The organism is Enterococcus sp. AZ188, from assembly GCF_050544075.1.
GTDB lineage: Bacteria > Bacillota > Bacilli > Lactobacillales > Enterococcaceae > Enterococcus_D > Enterococcus_D entomosocium.
Map to the genome: position 1 here is coordinate 1,258,016 of NZ_CP172943.1, position 23,293 is coordinate 1,281,308.

18 protein-coding genes are annotated in these 23,293 nt (G+C 42.3%); 17 read left to right on the forward strand and 1 reads right to left on the reverse strand.

Annotated elements, in window-relative coordinates; genetic code table 11:
- Window positions 1–371: 371 nt before the first annotated feature.
- From ylqF to IGI86_RS05950, 12 genes are all read left to right on the forward strand, one after another.
- Entirely contained in the window at window positions 372–1,238 is an 867-nt protein-coding gene (gene ylqF, locus IGI86_RS05895; RefSeq protein WP_005229614.1) for a ribosome biogenesis GTPase YlqF, read from the forward strand.
- On the forward strand, window positions 1,222–1,986 hold the full coding sequence (locus tag IGI86_RS05900) for a ribonuclease HII (protein ID WP_016621295.1): 765 nt from the start codon (window positions 1,222–1,224) through the stop codon (window positions 1,984–1,986). The genes ylqF and IGI86_RS05900 overlap by 17 nt, the downstream gene beginning before the upstream one ends.
- Before the next feature lie 68 nt (window positions 1,987–2,054).
- Window positions 2,055–2,933 (forward strand): DNA-processing protein DprA, encoded by an 879-nt coding sequence (gene dprA, locus IGI86_RS05905; protein WP_008379662.1) that lies wholly within the window; start codon window positions 2,055–2,057, stop codon window positions 2,931–2,933.
- A 142-nt stretch (window positions 2,934–3,075) separates the two neighbouring features.
- On the forward strand, window positions 3,076–5,154 hold the full coding sequence (topA, locus tag IGI86_RS05910) for a type I DNA topoisomerase (RefSeq protein WP_008379664.1): 2,079 nt from the start codon (window positions 3,076–3,078) through the stop codon (window positions 5,152–5,154).
- Between the two features lie 152 nt (window positions 5,155–5,306).
- Window positions 5,307–6,608, forward strand: coding sequence for an FADH(2)-oxidizing methylenetetrahydrofolate--tRNA-(uracil(54)-C(5))-methyltransferase TrmFO (trmFO, locus tag IGI86_RS05915; RefSeq protein WP_008379665.1), 1,302 nt, complete (start codon window positions 5,307–5,309; stop codon window positions 6,606–6,608).
- Between the two features lie 119 nt (window positions 6,609–6,727).
- Complete coding sequence (locus tag IGI86_RS05920) at window positions 6,728–7,153, forward strand: hypothetical protein (RefSeq protein WP_008379668.1); 426 nt, start codon at window positions 6,728–6,730, stop codon at window positions 7,151–7,153.
- 13 nt (window positions 7,154–7,166) lie between these two features.
- On the forward strand, window positions 7,167–8,603 hold the full coding sequence (locus IGI86_RS05925; protein WP_016613227.1) for a flotillin family protein: 1,437 nt from the start codon (window positions 7,167–7,169) through the stop codon (window positions 8,601–8,603).
- Between the two features lie 196 nt (window positions 8,604–8,799).
- Entirely contained in the window at window positions 8,800–9,738 is a 939-nt protein-coding gene (gene xerC, locus IGI86_RS05930; protein ID WP_005236822.1) for a tyrosine recombinase XerC, read from the forward strand.
- Window positions 9,739–9,760: 22 nt separating this feature from the next.
- The gene (hslV, locus tag IGI86_RS05935) at window positions 9,761–10,303 is read left to right on the forward strand and encodes an ATP-dependent protease subunit HslV (protein ID WP_005229630.1); all 543 of its coding nucleotides are present in this window, start codon (window positions 9,761–9,763) and stop codon (window positions 10,301–10,303) included.
- Window positions 10,304–10,317: 14 nt separating this feature from the next.
- Entirely contained in the window at window positions 10,318–11,715 is a 1,398-nt protein-coding gene (hslU, locus tag IGI86_RS05940; protein WP_005236820.1) for an ATP-dependent protease ATPase subunit HslU, read from the forward strand.
- A 13-nt stretch (window positions 11,716–11,728) separates the two neighbouring features.
- Window positions 11,729–12,520 (forward strand): GTP-sensing pleiotropic transcriptional regulator CodY, encoded by a 792-nt coding sequence (gene codY, locus IGI86_RS05945; protein ID WP_005236817.1) that lies wholly within the window; start codon window positions 11,729–11,731, stop codon window positions 12,518–12,520.
- Window positions 12,521–12,531: 11 nt separating this feature from the next.
- Entirely contained in the window at window positions 12,532–13,407 is an 876-nt protein-coding gene (locus IGI86_RS05950; protein ID WP_008379674.1) for an aldose 1-epimerase family protein, read from the forward strand.
- A gap of 52 nt (window positions 13,408–13,459) precedes the next feature.
- On the opposite strand, the gene plsY is transcribed toward IGI86_RS05950, so the two are convergent.
- Window positions 13,460–14,098 carry a glycerol-3-phosphate 1-O-acyltransferase PlsY gene (plsY, locus tag IGI86_RS05955; protein ID WP_008379676.1) on the reverse strand — a complete coding sequence of 213 codons (639 nt, stop codon included), beginning with the start codon at window positions 14,096–14,098 and terminating at the stop codon, window positions 13,460–13,462.
- 284 nt (window positions 14,099–14,382) lie between these two features.
- Between plsY and parE the strand changes: the two genes are divergently transcribed.
- The 5 genes from parE to IGI86_RS05980 all read left to right on the forward strand — a co-directional run bounded on the left by parE (window position 14,383) and on the right by IGI86_RS05980 (window position 23,267).
- Window positions 14,383–16,410, forward strand: a complete 2,028-nt coding sequence (gene parE, locus IGI86_RS05960; protein WP_034872209.1) for a DNA topoisomerase IV subunit B — start codon at window positions 14,383–14,385, stop codon at window positions 16,408–16,410.
- Between the two features lie 11 nt (window positions 16,411–16,421).
- The gene (parC, locus tag IGI86_RS05965) at window positions 16,422–18,884 is read left to right on the forward strand and encodes a DNA topoisomerase IV subunit A (protein WP_005236805.1); all 2,463 of its coding nucleotides are present in this window, start codon (window positions 16,422–16,424) and stop codon (window positions 18,882–18,884) included.
- Window positions 18,885–19,154: 270 nt separating this feature from the next.
- Window positions 19,155–21,383: a formate C-acetyltransferase gene (pflB, locus tag IGI86_RS05970; protein WP_008379680.1), complete on the forward strand. Its 2,229-nt coding sequence runs from the start codon at window positions 19,155–19,157 to the stop codon at window positions 21,381–21,383.
- A gap of 104 nt (window positions 21,384–21,487) precedes the next feature.
- Window positions 21,488–22,243, forward strand: coding sequence for a pyruvate formate-lyase-activating protein (pflA, locus tag IGI86_RS05975; RefSeq protein WP_008379682.1), 756 nt, complete (start codon window positions 21,488–21,490; stop codon window positions 22,241–22,243).
- A gap of 94 nt (window positions 22,244–22,337) precedes the next feature.
- Window positions 22,338–23,267 carry a manganese-dependent inorganic pyrophosphatase gene (locus IGI86_RS05980; RefSeq protein WP_086317062.1) on the forward strand — a complete coding sequence of 310 codons (930 nt, stop codon included), beginning with the start codon at window positions 22,338–22,340 and terminating at the stop codon, window positions 23,265–23,267.
- Window positions 23,268–23,293: the final 26 nt, after the last annotated feature.

The following is a 23,293-nucleotide window of genomic DNA, read 5'->3' on the forward strand; positions in this document are numbered from 1 at the left end:
AACATGTCGTGTGAAATATGGTACAATAACGAAGATAAAAGGTAGTAAAAAACAGTCGGTCTAATGGTAAAGGTGTCAGAAAAAAGGAAGAATGAGTGGGTAGACAAGCTTTTTCCAACCACTTCCCCAAAATTAAAAAGCGAGAAAGCGCGTATGACGCATGAGAATCGCGCTGAAAGCTTTACCTATGCACGAGGTTGGAACAAGAACATTGTCCTAAAGCAATTTTAGCAAAATGCCCAGTGTGACTAGTTTCTCTGATGGTTTTAGAGCAAATAGTCCTCGTTCTTGTTAGGTATATACTGCATGGATTTAGACACTACTGTCTTTTTTTACCAATTCGAAGAAGTACCAAGGAGGAAAACGTTCAAATGACCATTCAATGGTTTCCAGGCCATATGGCGAAAGCCAGACGTGAAGTAAGTGAGAAATTAAAATTCGTGGATATCGTTTTTGAACTCGTGGACGCACGCTTGCCGATCTCATCCCGCAACCCCATGCTGGATCAATTATTACAGCAAAAACCACGATTGATCTTGATCAATAAAGCGGATTTAGCAGATCCCGTTCAAACCAAAAAATGGGAGCATTATTTCCAAGCACAAGGCTATTTAGCCTTGGCGATCAACGCCCAAGACAATCAAGGCGTCAAAGCCATTGTCCCGACGGCTAAGCAAGTCTTGAAGGAAAAAATCGCTCGTGACAAAGCCAGAGGATTGAAGCCCCGTGCGATTCGAGCGATGGTGATTGGCATTCCGAATGTCGGAAAATCAACCTTGATGAACCGTTTAGTAGGGAAGAAAATTGCTCAGACGGGTAATAAACCCGGCGTGACCAAAGGACAGCAATGGCTGCGTTTTGGGACTGATCTAGAGCTGCTAGATACGCCTGGGATCTTATGGCCAAAATTTGAAGATCCTGAGATTGGTAAAAAATTGGCATTGACGGGGGCTATTAAAGATCAGCTGATCCATTTGGATGATATCGCATTGTATGGACTTGATTTTTTTGCCCGCTATTATCCTGAAAGAATCGCCAATCGTTACCAACTAAAGGCGGAGGAAGAGGCGTTGTTAGCGCCGGACCTGTTGATGAAAATCACTGAAAAACGTGGGTATAAAGATAACTATGATCGAGGAAGCGAGCTTGTTGTCTTTGACATTCGGCAAGGAAAATTAGGCCGTTATACACTAGATCGAGTGGAGGAAATGGAAAGCCAAGATGAAACAACCGATTAAGACAATCAAAGAGCGATTATTTGATCCAACCTTTAATGACCCGGCATTTTTGCAGGAATTGCTAGCAGATGAACGCGCAGGGGTCCAAAAGCTGTTGCAACGATATGAGAAACAATTAGTCAAACAGCAGCTATTGCAGGAAAAATACGAAGAAATGATGCGTTTTGAAAACGAAGCATTTCAACAAGGCGCCCGTTTTATCGCCGGTTTAGATGAAGTGGGGCGCGGACCTTTAGCAGGACCCGTGGTGTCAGCTGCGGTGATTCTGCCTAAAGAATGCCAGATTTTGGGGTTAAATGATTCAAAACAGCTTTCTGCGAAGAAAAGAGAAGAACTGTTTATCGAAATTCAAAATAAAGCCGTTGCTGTCGGTATCGGTGTGGTTAGTCCTGAAGAAATCGATCGGATAAATATCTATCAAGCGAGCCGCCTGGCGATGAAAGAAGCTTTGATCGACTTAGCGGTCAAGCCGGAACATTTGCTCATTGATGCGATGACCATCGAGACCGACATCCCTCAACAAAGCTTGATCAAAGGCGATGCCCGCTCCATTTCGATTGCCGCAGCAAGTATCATTGCCAAAGTCTATCGTGACAATTTAATGAAAGATTTTCATGATGTGTATCCTTTTTATGGGTTTGATCAAAATGCTGGGTATGGGACCAAAGTTCATTTAGAAGGGTTAGCTGCCCATGGAATTTGCCCTATTCATCGAAAAACCTTTGCCCCAGTTAAACAATACCTATAAATTTCATCCATCCCTCTTTTTTTAGCGAATCTTATAAGTAAGATCACTAAGAAAAGAGGGCTTTGTTTATGAAATATCAACAAGCAACAGATTTTGAAAAACAGTTGATAAAACTGTACTACTGTCAGGGAATCGGTCTGCAAGGTTGCTGGAAGATTATTTGGCATTGGCTGGAAACAAAAGAAATGCGTTGTTCGTTGGAAGAGATGATTGCCATCGGCGTTCTTCCACAGCATAGGACGGTCTTTCGCCGATCGTGGGAGCAAATGACAGAAGAGCATATCACACAAAAGATGGGGGGACAAAACTACCTCACCTTCTTTTCAGCGGAGTATCCGATGCTTTTAAGACAAATTGCGGACCCACCATTATTACTATTTTACGAAGGAAATCTGCAATTGTTGCAAACGCCCATGATTGGATTTGTCGGCGCAAGAACAGCTTCTCGCTACGCGCGTAAAGTTTGCGAAAAGCTGATCCCGCCTTTAGTGACAGAAAACTATACGATCGTCAGTGGATTAGCAAATGGCGTCGACAGTTTTGCTCATGAATCAGCCATTAGAAATCGGGGACAAACCATTGCCGTGATTGCTTCTGGTTTGGAACATTGTTATCCTACTTCTGCGTATCCGTTGTTCCAGCAGATTCGTCAAGAACATCTAGTACTGAGTGAATATTCTCACGACACCAAACCGCAAAGACATCACTTCCCCTTACGCAATCGCATCATTGCCGGTATTTCAAAAGCGATCTGTGTGATTGAAGCTAAAGAAAGAAGCGGTTCTTTGATTACAGCACAATTAGCAATGGAAAATGGCCGAGAAGTTTTTGCAGTGCCTGGTGAAATGATTTCCGATCAGTCAAAAGGTTGTCACCACTTGATTCAAGATGGCGCAAAATGTACGATTAGTGTGTCAGATATTTTACAGGAGTTAGCCTTTTTTTGATTTTTCCAATCAACCTTCCTTGACAAACCTTTTCTTGAAAGCTATGATAAGCTACGATTTGTATGTTTCATCTGCATACGATAGGTTCACTGATTGATAGAATATAATAGTAGGAAAAATTCAGGAAGGAGCCATTCTTTATATGGCATATAAATATTTAGTAATCGTGGAATCGCCGGCAAAGGCGAAAACCATTGAAAAATACCTTGGACGAAATTACAAAGTCGTCGCAAGTGTCGGTCATATTCGTGATCTTCCGAAAAGTAAAATGGGAATTGATGTCGAAAATGACTATGAACCGCATTACATTTCGATACGTGGCAAGGGCGATGTAATCAAAAGTCTCCGCTCAGCTGCGAAAAAAGCCGAAAAAGTCTACCTCGCAAGTGACCCGGATAGAGAAGGAGAAGCTATTGCGTGGCATTTAGCTTTTCTACTTGGATTAGATTTAAAAGATAAAAATCGCGTCGTCTTTAATGAAATCACTAAAGATGCGGTCAAAGCAGCCTTCAAAGAGCCAAGAACGATCGATGTAGATCTTGTTGACGCTCAACAAGCGCGCCGGATTTTAGACCGATTAGTCGGGTATTCATTGAGCCCGATCCTTTGGCGTAAAGTGAAAAAAGGCTTGAGTGCTGGCCGTGTTCAATCGGTGGCGCTTAAGATTATTATTGATCGTGAAAAAGAGATCCGTGAGTTTGTTCCTGAAGAATATTGGAGCATTGATGGAAACTTTAAAAAAGCCACGAAAAAATTCAAAGCCAATTTTTGGGGCCTAGATGGCAAAAAGAAAAAATTACCGAATGCTGAAAGCATAAAAGAAATCACCGATCGTCTTTCTAGTAAAGAGTTTCAAGTGACGAAGGTTGAAAAGAAAGAACGCAAACGCAACCCGGCGGCACCGTTTACCACCAGTAGCTTGCAACAAGAAGCAGCCCGTAAACTGAACTTTCGAACGCGGAAAACCATGATGGTCGCACAGCAGCTCTATGAAGGGATCGCTCTTGGTAAACAAGGAACCGTTGGTTTGATCACCTATATGCGTACCGATTCGACCCGAATCGCAGACACAGCCAAAGGCGAAGCGGCAGAATTTATTGAAAGTACTTATGGTTCAGAGTTCTCGGCGCACGGTGGCAAAAAACGCGCGAATGCACAAGGGGCACAAGATGCCCATGAAGCGGTAAGACCAACAAGTGTGATGCGTACGCCAGAAGCCATGGAGAAATTCTTAGACAAAGACCAACTGAAACTGTATCGCTTGATCTGGTCTCGCTTTGTGGCTAGTCAAATGACGCCGGCGATTTTGGATACAATGAAAGTTACCTTGGATCAAAATGGTGTCATCTTTATTGCCAATGGTTCAAAGATCAAATTTAAAGGGTTTATGCAGGTCTATGTGGAAGGGCGCGATGATGGCAAAGAAGACAAAGAGAACATTTTGCCAGAGTTAGTTGAAGGAGATGTGGTCCAATCCGTATCGATCGAACCAAAACAGCATTTCACTCAACCACCTGCCCGCTACAGTGAGGCCACCTTGATCAAAACCCTTGAAGAGAACGGTGTGGGTCGTCCTTCAACTTATGCACCAACGTTGGAAACAATCCAACGACGTTATTATGTGAAATTGACACAAAAACGTTTTGAGCCAACTGAACTTGGTGAGATCGTCAATTCATTGATCGAGGAATTCTTCCCGCAAATCGTTGATATGCATTTTACTGCTGAAATGGAAAATAGCTTGGATAGCATTGAAGCTGGGAAAGAAGAATGGGTCAAAGTCGTCGATCAATTCTACCGTCCCTTTGAAAAAGAATTGACGACCGCAGAAGAAAGTATCGAAAAAATCCAAATCAAAGACGAACCTGCAGGCTTTGACTGTGACCTTTGTGGCCATCCAATGGTGATCAAATTAGGTCGCTACGGAAAATTTTATGCCTGCAGCAATTTCCCTGACTGTCGCAACACGAAACCAATCGTCAAAGAAATCGGCGTTGAGTGCCCGGTCTGTCACCAAGGCCAAGTTGTTGAACGCAAATCGAAAAAAAATCGGTTGTTTTATGGATGTACCCGCTATCCGGACTGTGACTTTACTTCTTGGGACAAACCTGTAGGCCGTAATTGTCCGAAATGTGATAATTACTTAGTCGAGAAGAAAGTCAAAGGCGGCAAGCAAGTCGTGTGTATCAATGGGGACTATGAAGAAAATGTGCAAAAATAACTAACAGGATTCCCTGTTAAAAAAAGAATCGGCGCATTCTTTTGAACGGTCAGCCTCGATGTTGGCTGACAAAAGAAAGTGCCGGTCCTTTTGATTAATACAAGCAGTTTCTTATGAGAAGAGGCGAGCTTTTGAAATAAAAGGAGAGCACTATGAAAGAAATCAATGTTATTGGTGCCGGTTTAGCCGGAAGCGAAGCTGCTTGGCAAGCAGCGCAAGCAGGTGTCGCAGTAAAGCTTTATGAAATGCGTCCTAAGAAATCGACAGAAGCCCATCATACAAATAATTTTGCTGAACTTGTTTGTACGAATTCACTTCGGGGCAACAATTTAACGAATGCGGTCGGTGTTTTGAAAGAAGAAATGCGCCGCTTAGATTCAGTCATTATTACCTCTGCAGACAAAACAGCTGTTCCAGCAGGTGGTGCTTTAGCTGTGGATCGTGATGATTTTTCAGAGTTAGTCACCAAACGTGTCAAAGAACATCCTTTAGTCACTGTCATCGAAGAGGAGATCACTGAAATTCCAGAAGGGATTACCGTGATTGCAACGGGACCTTTGACTTCTGAACCTTTATCAAAAGCGATCCAAGCTTTTAACGGATCAGAAGGATTTTATTTCTATGACGCAGCAGCACCGATTATCGATAAATCCACCATCAATATGGATAAAGTTTATTTGAAATCACGCTACGACAAAGGCGAAGCAGCCTATCTGAACTGTCCAATGAACGAAGAGGAGTTTTATGCGTTTCGTGAAGCTTTAGTCAATGCGGAAGTGGCCCCTTTGAAAGAATTCGAAAAAGAAAAATTTTTTGAAGGATGTATGCCAATCGAAGTTATGGCTGGCCGTGGACCGAAAACCATGTTGTTTGGTCCGATGAAACCCGTTGGTTTGGAAGATCCGAAAACCGGCAAGCGTCCTTATGCAGTGATTCAGCTGCGGCAAGACAATGCAGCTGCTTCTCTTTACAACATCGTTGGTTTTCAAACACATTTAAAATGGGGCGAGCAAAAACGGGTTTTCCGTATGATCCCTGGTTTGGAAGAGGCAGAATTTGTGCGCTACGGCGTGATGCATCGGAATAGTTTTATGAATTCACCAGAGTTGTTACAACAAACGTACCAATCGAAAAAACGTGAAGACCTCTTTTTTGCTGGTCAGATGACAGGCGTTGAAGGGTATGTTGAAAGTGCAGCCAGTGGATTGATGGCCGGGATCAACGCTGCCAAACTTGCAAAAGGGGAAGCGCCGATCATTATGCCACAAGAGACGACAATTGGCAGTATGGCGTATTATATCACTCACGCAGAAGGCAAACACTTCCAACCGATGAATGCCAACTTTGGTTTGCTGCCAGAACTTCCAGAACGAATCAGAGATAAAAAATCTCGTTATGAAGCATTGGCAAACCGGGCATTAGCTGCCTTAGAAGAAGCCAAAGAACAACTATAAGAGCGATGAGTCATCACCTTCTTACTAATAAATGGTAAGAAGGTTTTTTTTTAATTTGTCTTGAAACTTTAATCAAGGTGACTTATGATAGACAGTAACAATGACAGAAGGTGGTGAAGATGGTGATTGGAGAATGGATTCATTTGATTCAAAACTATTTACAGCGTTTTCCTACAGTAATTCAATTTTTAGGATGGCTGATCCTTTTGGTCGGGGTCATTTTCGTTGTCTTTGTTTTATTTAGTTTGCTGTTAGGTCCCATTATGTGGCTTTACAATCGCATCACAGACAAAAACCGCAGCAATGTCATTAGTCGCAATGATTTTGTGATCGGTGAACTGACGGAAAAGATTGTCGGAGATACAATCGGCGAAGTCATGGAGATAGGGAGTCAAGGTGCACGTTCTGTTTATCCTGCACGTTTTTTTCGGGAAGAAGATCGTGAAAACAATGTTCGATTGCCAGTCGGAACCAAAGTCATCATTGTCGATTTTGATAAAAAAGGGATCGCGTTGGTGGTGGAAAGTAAAAATTTTATAGAATAGGAAGTGTTACGTTATGGTGGATACAGGATCAGCAGTAGATTTTTTAAGTAATCCGATTTTATGGGGTGTTGTCCTCGTTGTTTTATTGATCGCTTTTTTGATGATACGCTATCGCATTGGGAAACCCGATGAAGCATTGATCGTTACGGGGTCGTTTTTAGGAAAAGAAGGCATCAAAATCTTAAAAAACAGTGGGACGTTTGTGATTCCTATTGTTCAAAAAGCCCATAAATTAAGTTTATTGACCCACAAGTTAGAGATTGGGACACCAGAAGTTTATACGGAACAAGGCGTACCGATCAAAGCCAGTGCGACGGTGCTTGTAAAGGTCGGCAATAGTACCGAGTCGATCAAGACAGCTGCTGAGCAATACTTAGGCAAATCCACAGGTGAATTGGAAGATGAAGCCCAAGAAGTCTTAGAAGGTCACTTACGGGCGATTCTAGGAACGATGACGGTAGAAGCCATCTATAAAAACCGCGATGATTTTGCGGAACAAGTGCAAGAAGTTGCCTCTACGGATTTGAAGAAAATGGGGTTGGAGATCGTTTCGTTTACGATCAAAGATGTCAGCGACAGCAATGGCTACTTGGATGCGTTAGGACGCCCTCAGATTGCTGAAGTGAAAAAAAATGCCGAAGTAGCGGAATCCAATGCCTTAAGAGAAACTCGAATCAAGCAAGCTGAGAATGAGCAATTGGCACAGCATGAAGAGATCCGTCGCCAAACAGAAATTGCAGAAGCGACAAAAGATATGGCATTGAAACAAGCACAATACAAACAAGAACGCGAAGTTGCGGATGCGAAAGCGGAACAGATCGCGGTTGGCGAACAAATGAAAGTTCAATTGATAGAACAAGAAAAAAATATCGAGATTCAAGAAAAACAAGCGGAATTGACGGAAAAAGAATTGAATGCAACTGTCCGTAAAAAAGCCGAAGCGGATAAATATGTGGTTGAACAAAACGCTTTAGCAGACAAAGCAAGAGAAATCGCACGAGCACAAGCGGAAGCGGAAAAAGTCAAATTAGCTGCCCAAGCAGAAGCCGAACGAATTGAAAAACTAGGTAGTGCCGACGCGGAACGGATCGCAAAAGTCGGTCAAGCCGAAGCGGAAAGCCGTGAAAAGATGGCGATTGCTTTGACCAAACTGAACGAAGCTGGTATTTTGATGGAGTTCATCAAAGTGCTGCCTGAAATCGCGAAAGAGGTCAATGCGCCACTGAGCAATATTGATAAAGTGGTTAGCTTTGGCGGCAATGATGGTCTTCAATCAATGGGGGAAGCTGGTTTAGCGCGAACCTTTGATACGATCAAAGAGACAACCGGATTAGACTTAGTTGGGTTAATCAATGACACGATGTCCACAAAACAAGGAAACAAAGAGCTAGTTCAGGTTGTATCTGAAAGCACTGGTTCGCATCAGCCAACAACTGATCCAATCGAATAAAAGCAAATAAGTGGAAACGTATCAGTCCCTCTTTCTTTTGAGGAGAGGGACTGGTACGTTTTTCTGGCGCATTTAACGGATCTTTCTGAACAAAGATAAGAATCTTACGTAGATTCTTAGAAAGTTTTCACAATTATGTCTAAACTTTGAAATATTGATTAAATTCTGACAATTCATTTGTTTTTTTTTGTGGTCTATGCTAAAGTTATTTCGAATCATGAAAAGGGGGGTTAATTTGCAAACAGATCAGTTTCAAGAAGAGTTTTTTCGTTATCTTATTGTTGAAAGAGGGTATTCGGAAAAGACAAAAAAAGCGTATCAAGAAGATATGGGCGATTTTTTTCACTTCTTAAAAGAGTCTGGCAATGAAGACCCATTAGCAGTGGAATACCGCGATGTTCGCGTCTATTTAAGCTATTTGACGGAACGAGAGTACAGCCGTAATTCCATCAGTCGTAAAATGGCTAGTTTGCGATCTTTTTATCAGTTTCTAACCAAGCATGAGATCGTCAAAGAGAATCCTTTCGCCTACATTCATTTAAAAAAGAAAAACGCCAAATTGCCGCGTTTTTTTTATGAGAAGGAAATGGATGCTCTCTTTCAAAGTGTTGCTGGCGATGAGCCACTACAACAGCGCAATCAAGCATTGTTAGAAGTCCTTTATGGTTCAGGTTTGCGGGTCAGTGAGTGCAGCAGTCTCACACTGGGGGCAATCGATTGGGAAAGTGGCGTATTACTGATCCATGGGAAGGGGAATAAGGATCGCTATGTTCCTTTCGGTAGTTACGCACAAGCAGCAGTCAAACGCTATCTTTCCTCAGGACGCAAACAGCTGATGGAAAAGCAGAACAAGGAACACGAGATCCTTTTCGTGAATCATCTTGGTGACGGGATCACTGCAACTGGGATCGAATATGTTTTGAATCAAATCATTCGAAAAAGCAGTTTAGACAGTAAAATCCATCCTCATATGCTTCGGCATACGTTTGCAACCCATTTATTAAACAACGGCGCCGATATGCGGACCGTTCAAGAATTGTTGGGGCATGCCAATCTATCGACGACACAGATTTATGCGCATGTCACCAAAGACAGTTTACAAAAAAATTATCGCCAATTTCATCCACGCGCGTAAAATTGGTACAGGAGGAACATAAATGAAGTCAGAATTTCATTCAACCACCATCTGTGCGGTTGAAAAAGATGGGAAATTTGCCATGGCCGGTGACGGACAAGTAACGATGGGAGAACAGGTCGTTATGAAAGGAACCGCTCGGAAAGTCCGTCGAATTTACAACGGTGAAGTGATCGTTGGTTTTGCCGGCAGTGTGGCAGATGCCTTTACCTTGGAAGAAAAATTTGAAGGAAAACTAAATGAATACAACGGAAATTTGCAACGAGCTGCAGTAGAATTGGCACAAGAATGGCGGACTCAGCAGTCGATGCAAAAATTAGAGGCGATGCTGATCGTCATGAATGATAAGGAGATGCTTTTGGTCTCTGGGACAGGCGAAGTCATTTCGCCAGATGAAGGAATCTTAGCCATCGGTTCAGGTGGAAACTATGCCTTGGCAGCAGCCCGTGCGATGAAACGTTATGGCGGTGAACTATCTGCCAAAGAAATTGCTGAAGGTGCCTTGAATATTGCCGCAGACATTTGTGTCTTTACGAATCACAATATCATTGTAGAAGAGTTTTAAAGAGGGATGACGATATGACAAACCAAAACAAATCACCACGAGAAATCGTGAAAGAGTTAGATGAATACATCGTTGGACAAACCAACGCCAAAAAATCAGTGGCTGTTGCTTTGAGAAATCGCTACCGCCGGCTGCAATTAGATGAAAAGATGCAACAAGATGTCACACCAAAAAATATTTTGATGATCGGACCAACAGGGGTTGGTAAAACGGAAATTGCGCGACGCTTAGCAAAGATCGTTGATGCACCTTTCGTTAAGTTAGAAGCGACGAAATTCACGGAAGTCGGCTATGTCGGTCGAGACGTAGAATCGATGGTACGTGACCTCGTTGAGAATGCGATCCAAATCGTGAAAAAAGAACAATATAAAAACGTGCGGATCCAAGCAGAGAAAAAAGCCAACCGTCGTTTAGTAAAAGTCTTAGTTCCTGGTATTAAAAAGGAACAGAAAAAGAATACCAATCCTTATGAACAAATGATGAATATGTTCAACGCCGCACAACAACCAGAAGAGCCAAAAGAAGAATTGACGGATGAGATTCGCAGCAACCGTCAAGCCATTTTTGAGCAATTAGAAAAGGGCCTTTTAGACAACCGGGAAGTGACGATCCAAGTCGATGAGCCGAAAAATCAAGCACCGATGATGAACAATGGCTTAGAACAAATGGGGATCGATTTGAATGAAACCTTAGGAGCATTGAAACCGCAAAAGAAAATTGAACGCACAGTAACCGTAAAAGAAGCACGAGAATTGCTGATTCAAGAAGAATCCTCAAAACTGGTCAACGACGCGGATATTCATAGTGAAGCATTACGTTTAGCAGAATCTAGTGGCATCATTTTTCTAGATGAAATCGACAAAGTATCTTCGAAATCACAGCAGTCAGGAGAAGTTTCTCGTGAAGGGGTGCAAAGAGATATCTTGCCGATCGTTGAAGGATCGCAAGTCAATACGAAATACGGAACCCTACAAACAGACCATATCCTTTTTATTGCTTCTGGGGCATTCCACCTGTCGAAACCAAGCGATCTGATCCCTGAATTGCAAGGGCGTTTCCCGATTCGTGTGGAACTAGATGATTTGACAAAAGAAGACTTTGTTAAAATTTTAACGGAGCCCAACAATGCCTTAGTCAAGCAATACATTGCCTTGTTAGGAACCGAAAATGTCAAAGTAGTCTTTACGATGGAAGCTATCGAGAAAATTGCCGAAATTGCTTATCAAGTGAATCGCGATACCGACAATATTGGTGCTCGTCGTTTGCATACGATTCTAGAGAAACTACTTGAAGACTTATTATTTGAAGCATCTGAGATGCAAATGGGTGAAATCACCATCACAGAAGCGTATGTGGAAGAAAAACTTGCGTCCATCGCAAAAGATGAAGACTTAAGCCGGTATATTTTATAAAGGGAGCGGACCAATGAAAACATTATTAGAAAAGACAAGACAAATCAACGAATTATTGCAGCAAAAAAACACCTTTAATTTAGCTTCTGATTTGCCTTACGACAAGATGGCTGTCATTTTAGGAAACATCCTAGACAGCAATGCGTATATTATTAGCATTGACGGTAGCGTGTTAGGTTTTGTTGAGAACCATGATGTCAATAATGAACGCATCAAAAAAATGTTTGTTGAAAAACAGTTTCCTAAAAATTATACAGATTTAGTCGATCACCTGACTTCCACAGAAGCTAATGTGCCAATCAGTGATGATATGACCGCTTTTCCTGTAGAAGGCCGTGAGTTGTATCCCAACGGACTAACGACCATCGTACCGATTTACGGTGCAGGGGAACGTTTAGGTACGATCATTCTTTCCAGAATCGATAAGTCCTTTGATGACGACGATTTGGTATTAGCGGAATACAGTGCGACAGTTGTTGGTATGCAATTCTTGTACCAAAAATCCCGCAGTATCGAAGAAGATGTTCGCAGTACCACAGCTGTTCAAATGGCAATCAACACCCTTTCTTATAGTGAGTTGAAAGCTGTTCAAGCGATCTTTGAGGCATTAGAAGGCGACGAAGGTCGTCTGACCGCGTCAAGTATCGCTGATCGCATTGGAATTACACGGTCGGTGATCGTAAATGCTTTGCGTAAACTAGAGTCTGCCGGCATTATAGAATCCCGCTCTTTGGGGATGAAAGGCACCTATTTAAAAGTGCTTAACAGCCGCTTTAAAGAGGAATTGACGAAACATCAATATTAGGAGATGAGACCATGACAGTTACCATCACGGCGGGTCATCTGCAAGCAAAAATTGCAGAAAAAGGGGCTGAGCTACAAAGCTTAGTTGATACAAGCAATGACCTTGAATATATTTGGCAAGCTGATCCAAACCACTGGGGAAAGCATGCGCCAATCTTATTTCCGATTGTTGGCGCCTTAAAAGAGGACACCTATCAGCATGAGGGCAAAAGTTATCATTTGCCCCGTCATGGGTTTGCCAGAGACATGGTGTTTACTGTCGTTGAAAAACGTACAGACTATGCCTTGTTTCTATTAGAAAGTTCAACTGAAACCAAAGTGAAGTATCCGTTTGATTTTCAGCTGTATGTCAGTTACGAATTAGGCGGTGATGGCTTAGTCGTCAAATACCAAGTAAAGAATAGCGGTCAAAAAGAACTATTCTTCTCCATTGGAGGACACCCTGCATTCAACGTCCCACTTGAAAAAGGGCTGACATTTGAAGACTACTACCTTTCTTTTTCTCCAAAAAAATCACGAGTGAAATTGCCATTAAAAGGCAATTATATTGATTATGAACAACGCACACTCGGTCAAACGAATACGGATTTGCGCTTGACCCACGATATGTTTGCAAATGATGCGCTGGTTTATGAAACGAAAGGATTACATTCCTACTCGATTCGCAGTGAGAAATCGCCTCATAGTGTTACGTTAAGCTACAATAATATGCCGTATGTCGGTTTTTGGTCCACGTATCCCGTAAAATCGCCGTTTCTATGTATAGAACCATGGTGCGGTATCGCAGATACACTGGAAGCTTCCGGTGAGCTTTCAGAAAAATTGGGTATTCAAGCACTTTCGCCTGAGGAGTTATTTGAAACAAAGTACTCGATCACAGTCAAATAAAAGCAGGCAAAAAGAAGCTGAGAAAAGTCATTGCACTTTTCTCAGCTTCTGCTTATTTGTTCGCTTGACGCTTATTCAGACCAAACGGTACCCGACTTTCAGTCCCGTCTTTAATACGTGAAATATTTTCGCGATGGCGAATAAAGATAAAAATCGTTACGCCGATCGCGATGAAGGTCAGCAACCAGTTTTGCTCAGGCAATATCGCAGGGGCGATAAAAGGCAAAACGACCGTCGATAAGGTGATCAAACACGCCGCGATCATACTGGTCAGGCTTACCATACTTGTCACATAAAGACAGATAACAAAAATCAATGAAGAATAAATGAAAAAGAGCGGATTGTATCCTAAGAGCATCCCAGCACTTGTCGCCACCGCTTTGCCGCCTTTAAACTTGGCAAAGATCGGAAAGGTATGACCTAAGATCGCGCAGACCCCAAACCAGAGCGGATTGACGGTATGGAGACCAAAGAGGACAGGCAAACTGGTTGCCAAAGTTCCTTTTAAGATATCCATCAATAAAACAACGATCCCGGCTTTCTTTCCTAAAACGCGAAATGTATTGGTCGTTCCCGTATTGCCGCTGCCGAATTGGCGAATATCTTTTTTGAAAAACAATTGGCCAATCCAAACACCCGAGGGGATCGAACCTAAAAGGTAAGCAACAATAAATAAAAGAATCGTATTCATAATAACCAACTTTCTTTGCAAGGCTAGGGCAATTTTAGCATGAAAACGCCTTTCCAACAATAAGAAAATCTTTCGCTAGTCAGGGAAAGAAGAAAAACAGCTTTCCTCGGAGCTGTGAAACACAAACAAGCCATTTTGTGACTCTAGCTTGTGCAAACAAAGGAAAAAGGATAAGATAGTTTAGAAAAATGTTCGCTTGAAAAAAGCGTATTTTGTGTTAAGATTTTTTTTGCAGTCCTTTCAGCAGTAAAAAAGGACTGATCAAGATTAAAGGAGCGGTGGGTTTGGCAAAGAAAACCACAGAATATAATGATGCTTCCATTCAGGTCTTAGAGGGCCTAGAAGCAGTAAGAAAACGGCCAGGAATGTATATCGGCTCGACCGATAGCCGCGGCTTACATCACTTAGTGTATGAAATCGTCGATAATGCGGTTGATGAGGCACTCTCAGGATACGGCAATGAAATCGATGTTACGATCCACAAAGACAATAGTATCAGTGTTCGAGACAACGGGCGAGGAATGCCGGTCGGGACACATGCATCGGGAATCCCTACTGTTGAAGTGATCTTCACAGTGCTACATGCCGGCGGGAAGTTTGGCCAAGGAGGCTACAAAACTTCTGGCGGCCTTCATGGGGTTGGTGCCAGTGTTGTAAATGCTCTATCCAGCTGGCTGGAAGTAGTCATCGTTCGTGATGGCATCGAATACAAACAGAGCTTCAAAGACGGTGGGAAACCAGCGGGTACTTTGAAAAAAATCGGCAAAACTCGTAAACCAACTGGAACCACAGTCACCTTTAAACCTGACGACACGATCTTTTCAACAACCAAATTCTCCTATGAAATTCTCGCAGAACGTTTAAGAGAATCGGCTTTCTTGCTAAAAGGGGTCAAAATCTCCCTGACGGATGAACGTGGGGAAGAACCAATTCATGAAGTTTTTTTATATGAAGAAGGCATCAAAGAATTCGTTGATTATTTAAATGAAGAAAAAGATACCTTGACCCAGGTGGTGTATTTTTCCGGTACCAAAGAAGCAATCGAGGTAGAACTTGCCTTTCAATACAATGATGGCTATTCGGAAAATGTCTTGTCCTTTGTCAACAATGTACGTACCAAAGATGGTGGTACCCATGAAGTGGGGATGAAAACGTCAATGACGAAAGCTTTCAATGAATATGCCCGCAAGGTCAATTTGTTGAAGGAAAAAGATAAGAACCTTGAAGGTAGTGATTTTCGTGAAGGCTTAGCGGCCGTGTTGTCGATCCGTGTTCCAGAAAATCTTTTGCAATTTGAAGGGCAGACCAAAGGGAAATTAGGAACACCCTTAGCAAGAAATGCTGTAGACAATGTGATTGGCGAGCAACTAGGCTATTACCTGCAAGAAAACAGTGAAATGAGTCAAATGCTGGTTCGTAAAGCGATCAAAGCAAGAGAGGCCCGTGAAGCTGCCAGAAAGGCGAGAGAAGAAAGCCGCACAGGAAAGAAACGCAAAAAAGGTGAGTCACTGCTTTCTGGAAAATTAACGCCTGCTCAGTCTCGTAATCCTAAGAAAAATGAATTGTATTTGGTGGAGGGGGACTCAGCCGGCGGGTCAGCGAAGCAAGGCCGTGACCGCAAGTTCCAAGCGATTTTACCGTTACGAGGCAAAGTTATCAATACAGAAAAAGCCAAGATGCAGGATATTTTGAAAAATGAAGAGATCAATACCATGATCTATACTATCGGTGCCGGTGTTGGCCCAGAGTTTTCGATTGAAGACTGCAATTATGACAAAGTCATTATCATGACCGATGCGGATACCGATGGGGCGCACATCCAAGTGCTGCTTTTAACGTTTTTCTACCGGTATATGAAACCTTTGATCGAAGCGGGAAAAGTATACATTGCTTTGCCACCTTTGTATAAAGTGTCTAAAGGGTTAGGGAAAAAGGCAGTAGTCGAATATGCTTGGACGGATGATGAACTAAGCAAACTGACCCAAAAAATCGGTAAAGGCTATATGCTTCAGCGCTACAAAGGGTTGGGGGAAATGAATGCCGATCAATTGTGGGAAACGACGATGGACCCAGAAACGCGGACGCTGATTCGGGTAAGAATCGATGATGCGGCCCAAGCAGAACGCCGTGTCACCACACTGATGGGGGACAAGGTAGAACCTCGTCGGAAGTGGATCGAAAGCCATGTTCAATTCAGTTTAGAAGAAGATGGCAGTATTTTGGATAAAAAAGAAGATACGGTACCGGAATTAGTTGATGAAAAGTTAATGGATACCGAACAAGCAGAAAGCAAACATTTAGTTAAGGAATAGGAGGTGGTCTCTTGGAACACAGAAGCAATATACAAGAATTGACATTGGAAGAAGTGATGGGAGATCGCTTCGGTCGATATTCCAAATACATTATTCAAGAACGGGCATTGCCAGATATTCGTGATGGGTTAAAACCGGTTCAGCGGCGCATCTTGTTCGCCATGAACCAAGACGGCAATACGTATGACAAAGGCTTCCGCAAATCAGCGAAATCAGTCGGGAATATCATGGGGAACTTTCATCCCCATGGTGACTCGAGTATTTATGAAGCAATGGTCCGCATGAGCCAAGACTGGAAATTGCGTCAGATTTTGATTGAAATGCACGGAAACAACGGGAGTATGGATGGTGATCCGCCAGCTGCCATGCGTTATACCGAAGCACGACTTTCAGAATTAAGCGGTGAGCTGTTAAAAGATATCGAAAAAAACACCGTCGAATTGGTGTGGAATTTTGATGATACCGAAAAAGAACCAACTGTCTTACCAGCAAAATACCCAAATCTGTTAGTCAATGGCTCAACTGGGATCTCAGCTGGGTATGCAACGGAAATTCCCACCCATAATTTAGGGGAAATCATTGATGGAACGGTCTATTTGATCGACCATCCGCAAGCTTCTTTGGATCAGCTGATGAAGTATATTCCCGGCCCTGATTTTCCAACAGGAGGGATTTTACAAGGGAAAGAAGAAATCAAAAAAGCCTATGAAACAGGCAAAGGCAAAGTGATCCTGCGTTCGAAAACCAAGATCGAAGACATCAAAGGTGGCAAGCAGCAAATCGTTATCAATGAGATTCCCTATGAGGTCAATAAAGCCAATCTAGTCAAAAAAATGGATGAGATTCGTTTGAATAAACGGATCGACGGGATTGCTGAAGTGCGTGATGAAACTGACCGTACTGGTTTGCAGATCGTTGTCGAGCTGAAAAAAGAAGCAAATGCACAAGGAATTTTAAATTATTTATTTAAAAATACCGAATTGCAGATCAACTACAACTTCAACATGGTGGCTATCGACAATATGCGCCCCCAACAAGTCGGTTTGAAACGGATTTTAGAAAGCTACATCAAGCATCGGCGTGAAGTGATCGAAAAACGCAGTCGTTTTGAACTGCAAAAAGCCCAAAAGAGACAGCATATCGTCGATGGGTTAATCAAAGCTTTATCGATTCTTGATGAAGTGATCGCCACCATTCGCGGCAGTAAAGACAAAAAAGATGCCAAAAACAATCTGGTTGTTCAGCACGGTTTTACGGAAGAGCAAGCAGAAGCCATTGTGAACTTACAGTTGTACCGCTTGACCAATACGGATATCACACAATTGCAAGCAGAGGCGAAAGAACTTGCTGAAACGATCGCTGAATTGACAACGATTTTAAATGAGGAAAGTGAATTACTGAAAGTGATCAAAAAGGAATTGCGGGAGATCAAGAAAAAATATTCGACACCGCGATTGACTGAGATCGAAGCCGAAATTCAAGAAATCAAGATCGAAACACAAGTTTTAGTCGCGCAAGAAGAAGTCGTCGTGACAGTCACAAGAGACGGTTATGTCAAACGCAGCAGTTTGCGTTCTTACGGTGCCTCAAAACCAGAAGAGATCGGCATGAAAGAAGGCGACTCTTTACTTTACAGCAACCAAATGAATACGTTGGATCATCTGTTATTGGTAACCAATAAAGGAAACACGATCTATCGTCCGGTTCATGAATTGCCTGATTTAAAATGGAAAGATCTAGGCGAACATATTTCGCAAACGGTTATGACACTGGCGCAAGATGAAATGATCATTGGGGTCTTTGCCTACAAAGAGATCGATCCGTTGAAAAACTTTGTGCTGATCAGTAAAAACGGCATGATTAAACAAACACGAATGACGGAATTTGAACCTTGGCGCACCTATAAGACACGGCCAATGACGATCATGAAGCTGAAAGATGAATCAGATGAATTAGTCAATGTCTTTTTGACTGATCAAACAGAAGAAATGGATGTCTTTTTAGTCAGTCATCTTGCCTTTGGCTTACGGTATTCGCTTAATGAAGTGCCCGTTGTGGGACCAAAAGCAGCTGGGGTCAAAGCGATGAACCTTAAAGCGGATGATTATCTTATCAATGGGTTGTTAGTTTATTCAGAAGGGGATACACCGATCGTTCTGATTACCCAACGTGGCGCAGCAAAACGCATGCTAGCCCAAGAGATCACCCAATTAGGACGGGCGAAGCGTGGATTGATGGTCTTACGGGAATTGAAGAAAAACCCTCATCGCGTAGTCTATATGGGGAATGGAGAGAACCAGCAGCTACTGGTAACCAACCAAAAAGGACAAGCCTTTGAAGTCATCACGAATCAAATCCCGATCAATGATCGGACCTCCAACGGCTCATTTATCATGGATGAGAAAACAGGGGGGCAAATCTACGAAGTGAAAACACAAATCAGTCCTGCAATCGCAGAGGATTCTGTACTATAAATTATAACAAAGCAACCATTCTGTACCAGTACAGAATGGTTGCTTTTTTGCCTCTTAATTAATCTTTCACATTAATAAAAAACGCACTTTAATAAAAGATTCACATTTGATAAATGCTTATAAATCAACGTTTTTAATAATAAAAATCTTAAAAAAAACTAAATTGTTCAAAATAATTCTTGAAAACACTTGCAATCATTAGGGTGTGTGTTATACTGTTCACGTAAAGCTGTTACATTAGTGAACAGAAAATTTAAGGAGGTCCATCAGATGGAACAATGGAATGGATTTAAAGGAAAAACTTGGAAAGAAGAAGTAAACGTACGCGACTTCATCCAAGAAAACTACACACCTTATGACGGAACAGATGAATTCCTAGCAGATGCTACTGAAGCAACGACGAAGCTATGGGATCAAGTCATGGAACTGAACAAGCAAGAGCGTGAAGCTGGCGGCGTATTGGATATGGATACAAAAGTCGTTTCAACGATTACTTCTCATGGACCTGGCTACTTAGACAAAAACTTAGAAACAGTTGTTGGTTTCCAAACGGAAAAACCATTTAAACGCAGCTTGCAACCATTTGGCGGCATCCGCATGTCAGAACAAGCAGCAGAATCTTACGGCTATGAAATCGATGCGGAAGTTTCTCACATTTTCCGCGACTACCGTAAAACACATAACCAAGGGGTATTTGATGCCTATACACCTGAAATCAGAGCAGCTCGTCGTTCTGGTGTAATCACAGGTCTTCCTGATGCATACGGCCGTGGCCGGATCATTGGTGACTACCGTCGTGTTGCATTATACGGAGTGGATTTCTTGATCAAAGAAAAACAACAAGACCTATTGTATTGCGGAAACGGAACCATGTCTGAAGACATTATCCGCCAACGTGAAGAATTAAGTGAACAAATTCGCGCTTTAAGCGAATTGAAAGAATTAGGAAACATTTACGGATTTGATATTTCTAAACCAGCTCAAACGGCGAAAGAAGCATTCCAATGGTTATATCTTGGTTACTTAGCAGCCATCAAAGAGCAAAATGGTGCGGCAATGTCATTGGGACGTACGTCAACTTTCCTTGATATTTATGTTGAACGCGATTTAAAAAATGGCGTGATCACTGAAGAAGAAGCACAAGAAATCGTTGACCATTTTGTCATGAAACTACGTCTTGTGAAATTTGCTCGGACGCCTGATTACAACGCATTGTTCTCTGGTGACCCAACTTGGGTAACTGAGTCAATCGCTGGTATGGGTGAAGATGGACGCCACATGGTAACAAAAAACAGCTTCCGTTTCTTACACACTCTAGCAAACTTAGGTCCAGCACCAGAACCAAACTTGACTGTTTTATGGTCAACACGTTTGCCTCATAACTTCAAAACATTCTGTGCGAAAATGTCGATCCAAACATCAGCGATTCAATATGAAAACGATGATGTGATGCGTGGACATTGGGGCGATGATTACGGAATCGCTTGTTGTGTATCCGCAATGCGCATCGGGAAACAAATGCAATTCTTTGGTGCTCGTGCCAACTTAGCGAAAACATTGTTGTATGCAATCAACGGTGGGGTCGATGAAAAATCAAAAGCACAAGTTGGACCAAAATTCCAACCAATTACTTCTGAATACTTGGATTACAACGAAGTAATGGAAAAATATGACACAATGATGGACTGGATTTGTGATCTGTATGTGAACACATTGAACATCATTCATTACATGCATGACAAATATTCTTATGAACGCATTGAAATGGCGCTCCAAGATACAGATATTCTACGTACGATGGCTACTGGTATCGCTGGTTTCTCTGTTGCAGTTGATTCATTATCAGCGATTAAATATGCCAAAGTTCGTACGATTCGTGATGAAAACGGCATTGTTGAAGATTACGAAATCGAAGGCGATTATCCTAAATACGGAAACAATGATGACCGTGTAGATGATATCGCAGTCAACTTGTTGAAAGCTTTCATGAAGAAAGTAAAACGCACAAAAACATATCGTGATGCAAAACATACAACTTCGATCCTTACAATCACTTCTAATGTGGTTTATGGGAAGAAAACAGGGAACACGCCTGATGGACGTCGTGCAGGTGCACCATTTGCTCCAGGTGCAAACCCAATGCATGGCCGCGATACGCATGGTGCATTAGCAAGTCTTTCGTCAGTTGCGAAATTACCATATGATTACTCATTAGATGGTATTTCAAACACCTTCTCAATCGTACCTAAAGCATTAGGTCGTGACGATGAGACACAACAAGAAAACCTAGCAACAATGCTAGATGGCTATGCAGCAAAAGGTGGTCACCACTTAAATATCAACGTATTTAACCGTGATACATTACTTGATGCGCAAGCTCACCCAGAAAAATACCCACAATTAACGATTCGGGTTTCTGGTTATGCGGTTAATTTCATTAAATTAACCAAAGAACAACAAGATGATGTCATTGCTCGTACAATGCACGAAGCAATGTAATAAGCAACAACTTCAGGCGGCGGACGGGAAAATCCGCCGCCTCTTGTTTTGAGAGTATCAGACGGAGCATGGTTATCCGTCGTTTCGAAGAAAGGAAGAGCATTATGGCAGTAACAGGACAAGTACATTCAACAGAAAGTTTTGGATCAGTAGATGGACCAGGTATCCGTTTTATTGTATTCATGCAAGGATGCCGCATGCGTTGCCAGTTTTGTCATAATCCAGATACTTGGAAGATTGGCACGGGTATCGAACGAACGACTGATGACGTCTTAGAAGAGGCGTTGAAATATCGCGAATTCTGGGGACAAAAAGGTGGGATCACCGTTAGTGGTGGGGAACCGTTACTTCAAATGGACTTTCTGATCGATCTGTTTCGCAAAGCCAAAGCAGAAGGGGTCAGCACAACACTGGACACTTGCGGAAAACCATTTACACGAGAAGAGCCTTTTTTCAGTAAGTTTCAAGAGTTGATGACTGTGACTGATTTGCTGTTGTTTGATATCAAACATATCGATAACAAAGCCCATAAAGAGCTGACCACCCAATCCAATGATAATATTTTGGATATGGCAAATTATCTTTCAGAGATCAATCAGCCTGTCTGGATTCGTCATGTGCTGGTTCCTTTTAGAAGCGATTATGATGACTTCTTGATCCGTTTGGATGAATTTATCAAGACGTTGAAGAATGTCGATAAAGTTGAGATCTTACCTTATCACACGATGGGGAAATACAAGTGGGATGAGCTAGGCTTGAAATATCCCCTTGAAGGGATCGAACCACCAACCGAAGATCGGGTGAAAAATGCCAAACGTTTGCTCCATGTAGATGACTATAAAGGCTACTTAACCCGTTGATCAAAACAGGAAAGAAGAGATTGCTATTGCTTCTTTCCTGTTTTTTTACTATGATTAGAAAGTGAATATCAATTGAAATAGGAGCGATGAAGAAATGTCGAAAATATTAGTATTCGGTCACCAAAATCCTGATACCGACGCTATTGGTGCAGCGATTGCCTTTGCAAACTTACAAAATCAACTTGGGAAAGACTGTGAAGCGGTGGCGCTAGGTACACCGAATGAAGAAACACAATTTGCACTAGACACCTTTAGCCTGGCTGCTCCTCGTGTAATCGATTCAGTAACTAAGGAAACACAAGAAGTAATGCTGGTGGATCACAATGAGTTTCAGCAAAGTGCGGCAGATATCGCTGATGTTACAGTGTTGGCAGTGGTTGATCATCACCGTATTGCTAACTTTGAGACAGCCAATCCGTTGTATTATCGTGCAGAACCTGTTGGTTGTACCAGTACGATCGTATTGAAGTTATACAAAGAAAATCAAGTGGAAATTCCAAAAGCGATCGCAGGAATCATGCTTTCAGCGATCATCTCCGATACATTGTTGTTCAAATCGCCAACATGTACCGATGAAGATGTAGCGGCAGCAAAAGAATTAGCGGTTTTAGCAGGTGTTGAACTGGAAGCATACGGATTGGATATGTTGAAAGCCGGCACAAATCTTGGAACGAAATCAGCAGCAGGATTGCTGGATCTTGATGCAAAAAGCTTCCCAATGGGCGGGAAAAACATCCGTATCGGACAAGTCAATACAGTCGACCTAAAAGAGGTCTTTGACCGTCAAGCAGAATTGGAAGCTGCCATGAAAGAATCAATGTCAGCAAATGGCTATGATTTGTTCTTGCTTGTTGCTACTGATATCTTAGACAGTAATTCTGAGCTATTAGTTGTTGGTGAACCAATTGCCCCAGTAGAAGCAGCGTTTGAAACGACATTAACGAACCATCGTGCCTTTTTACCTGGCGTTGTTTCTCGTAAAAAACAAATCGTTCCTCAATTAACAGCGGTTTTCGAAGGATAATTAGGATAAATGTCAGAGTGCTGGTG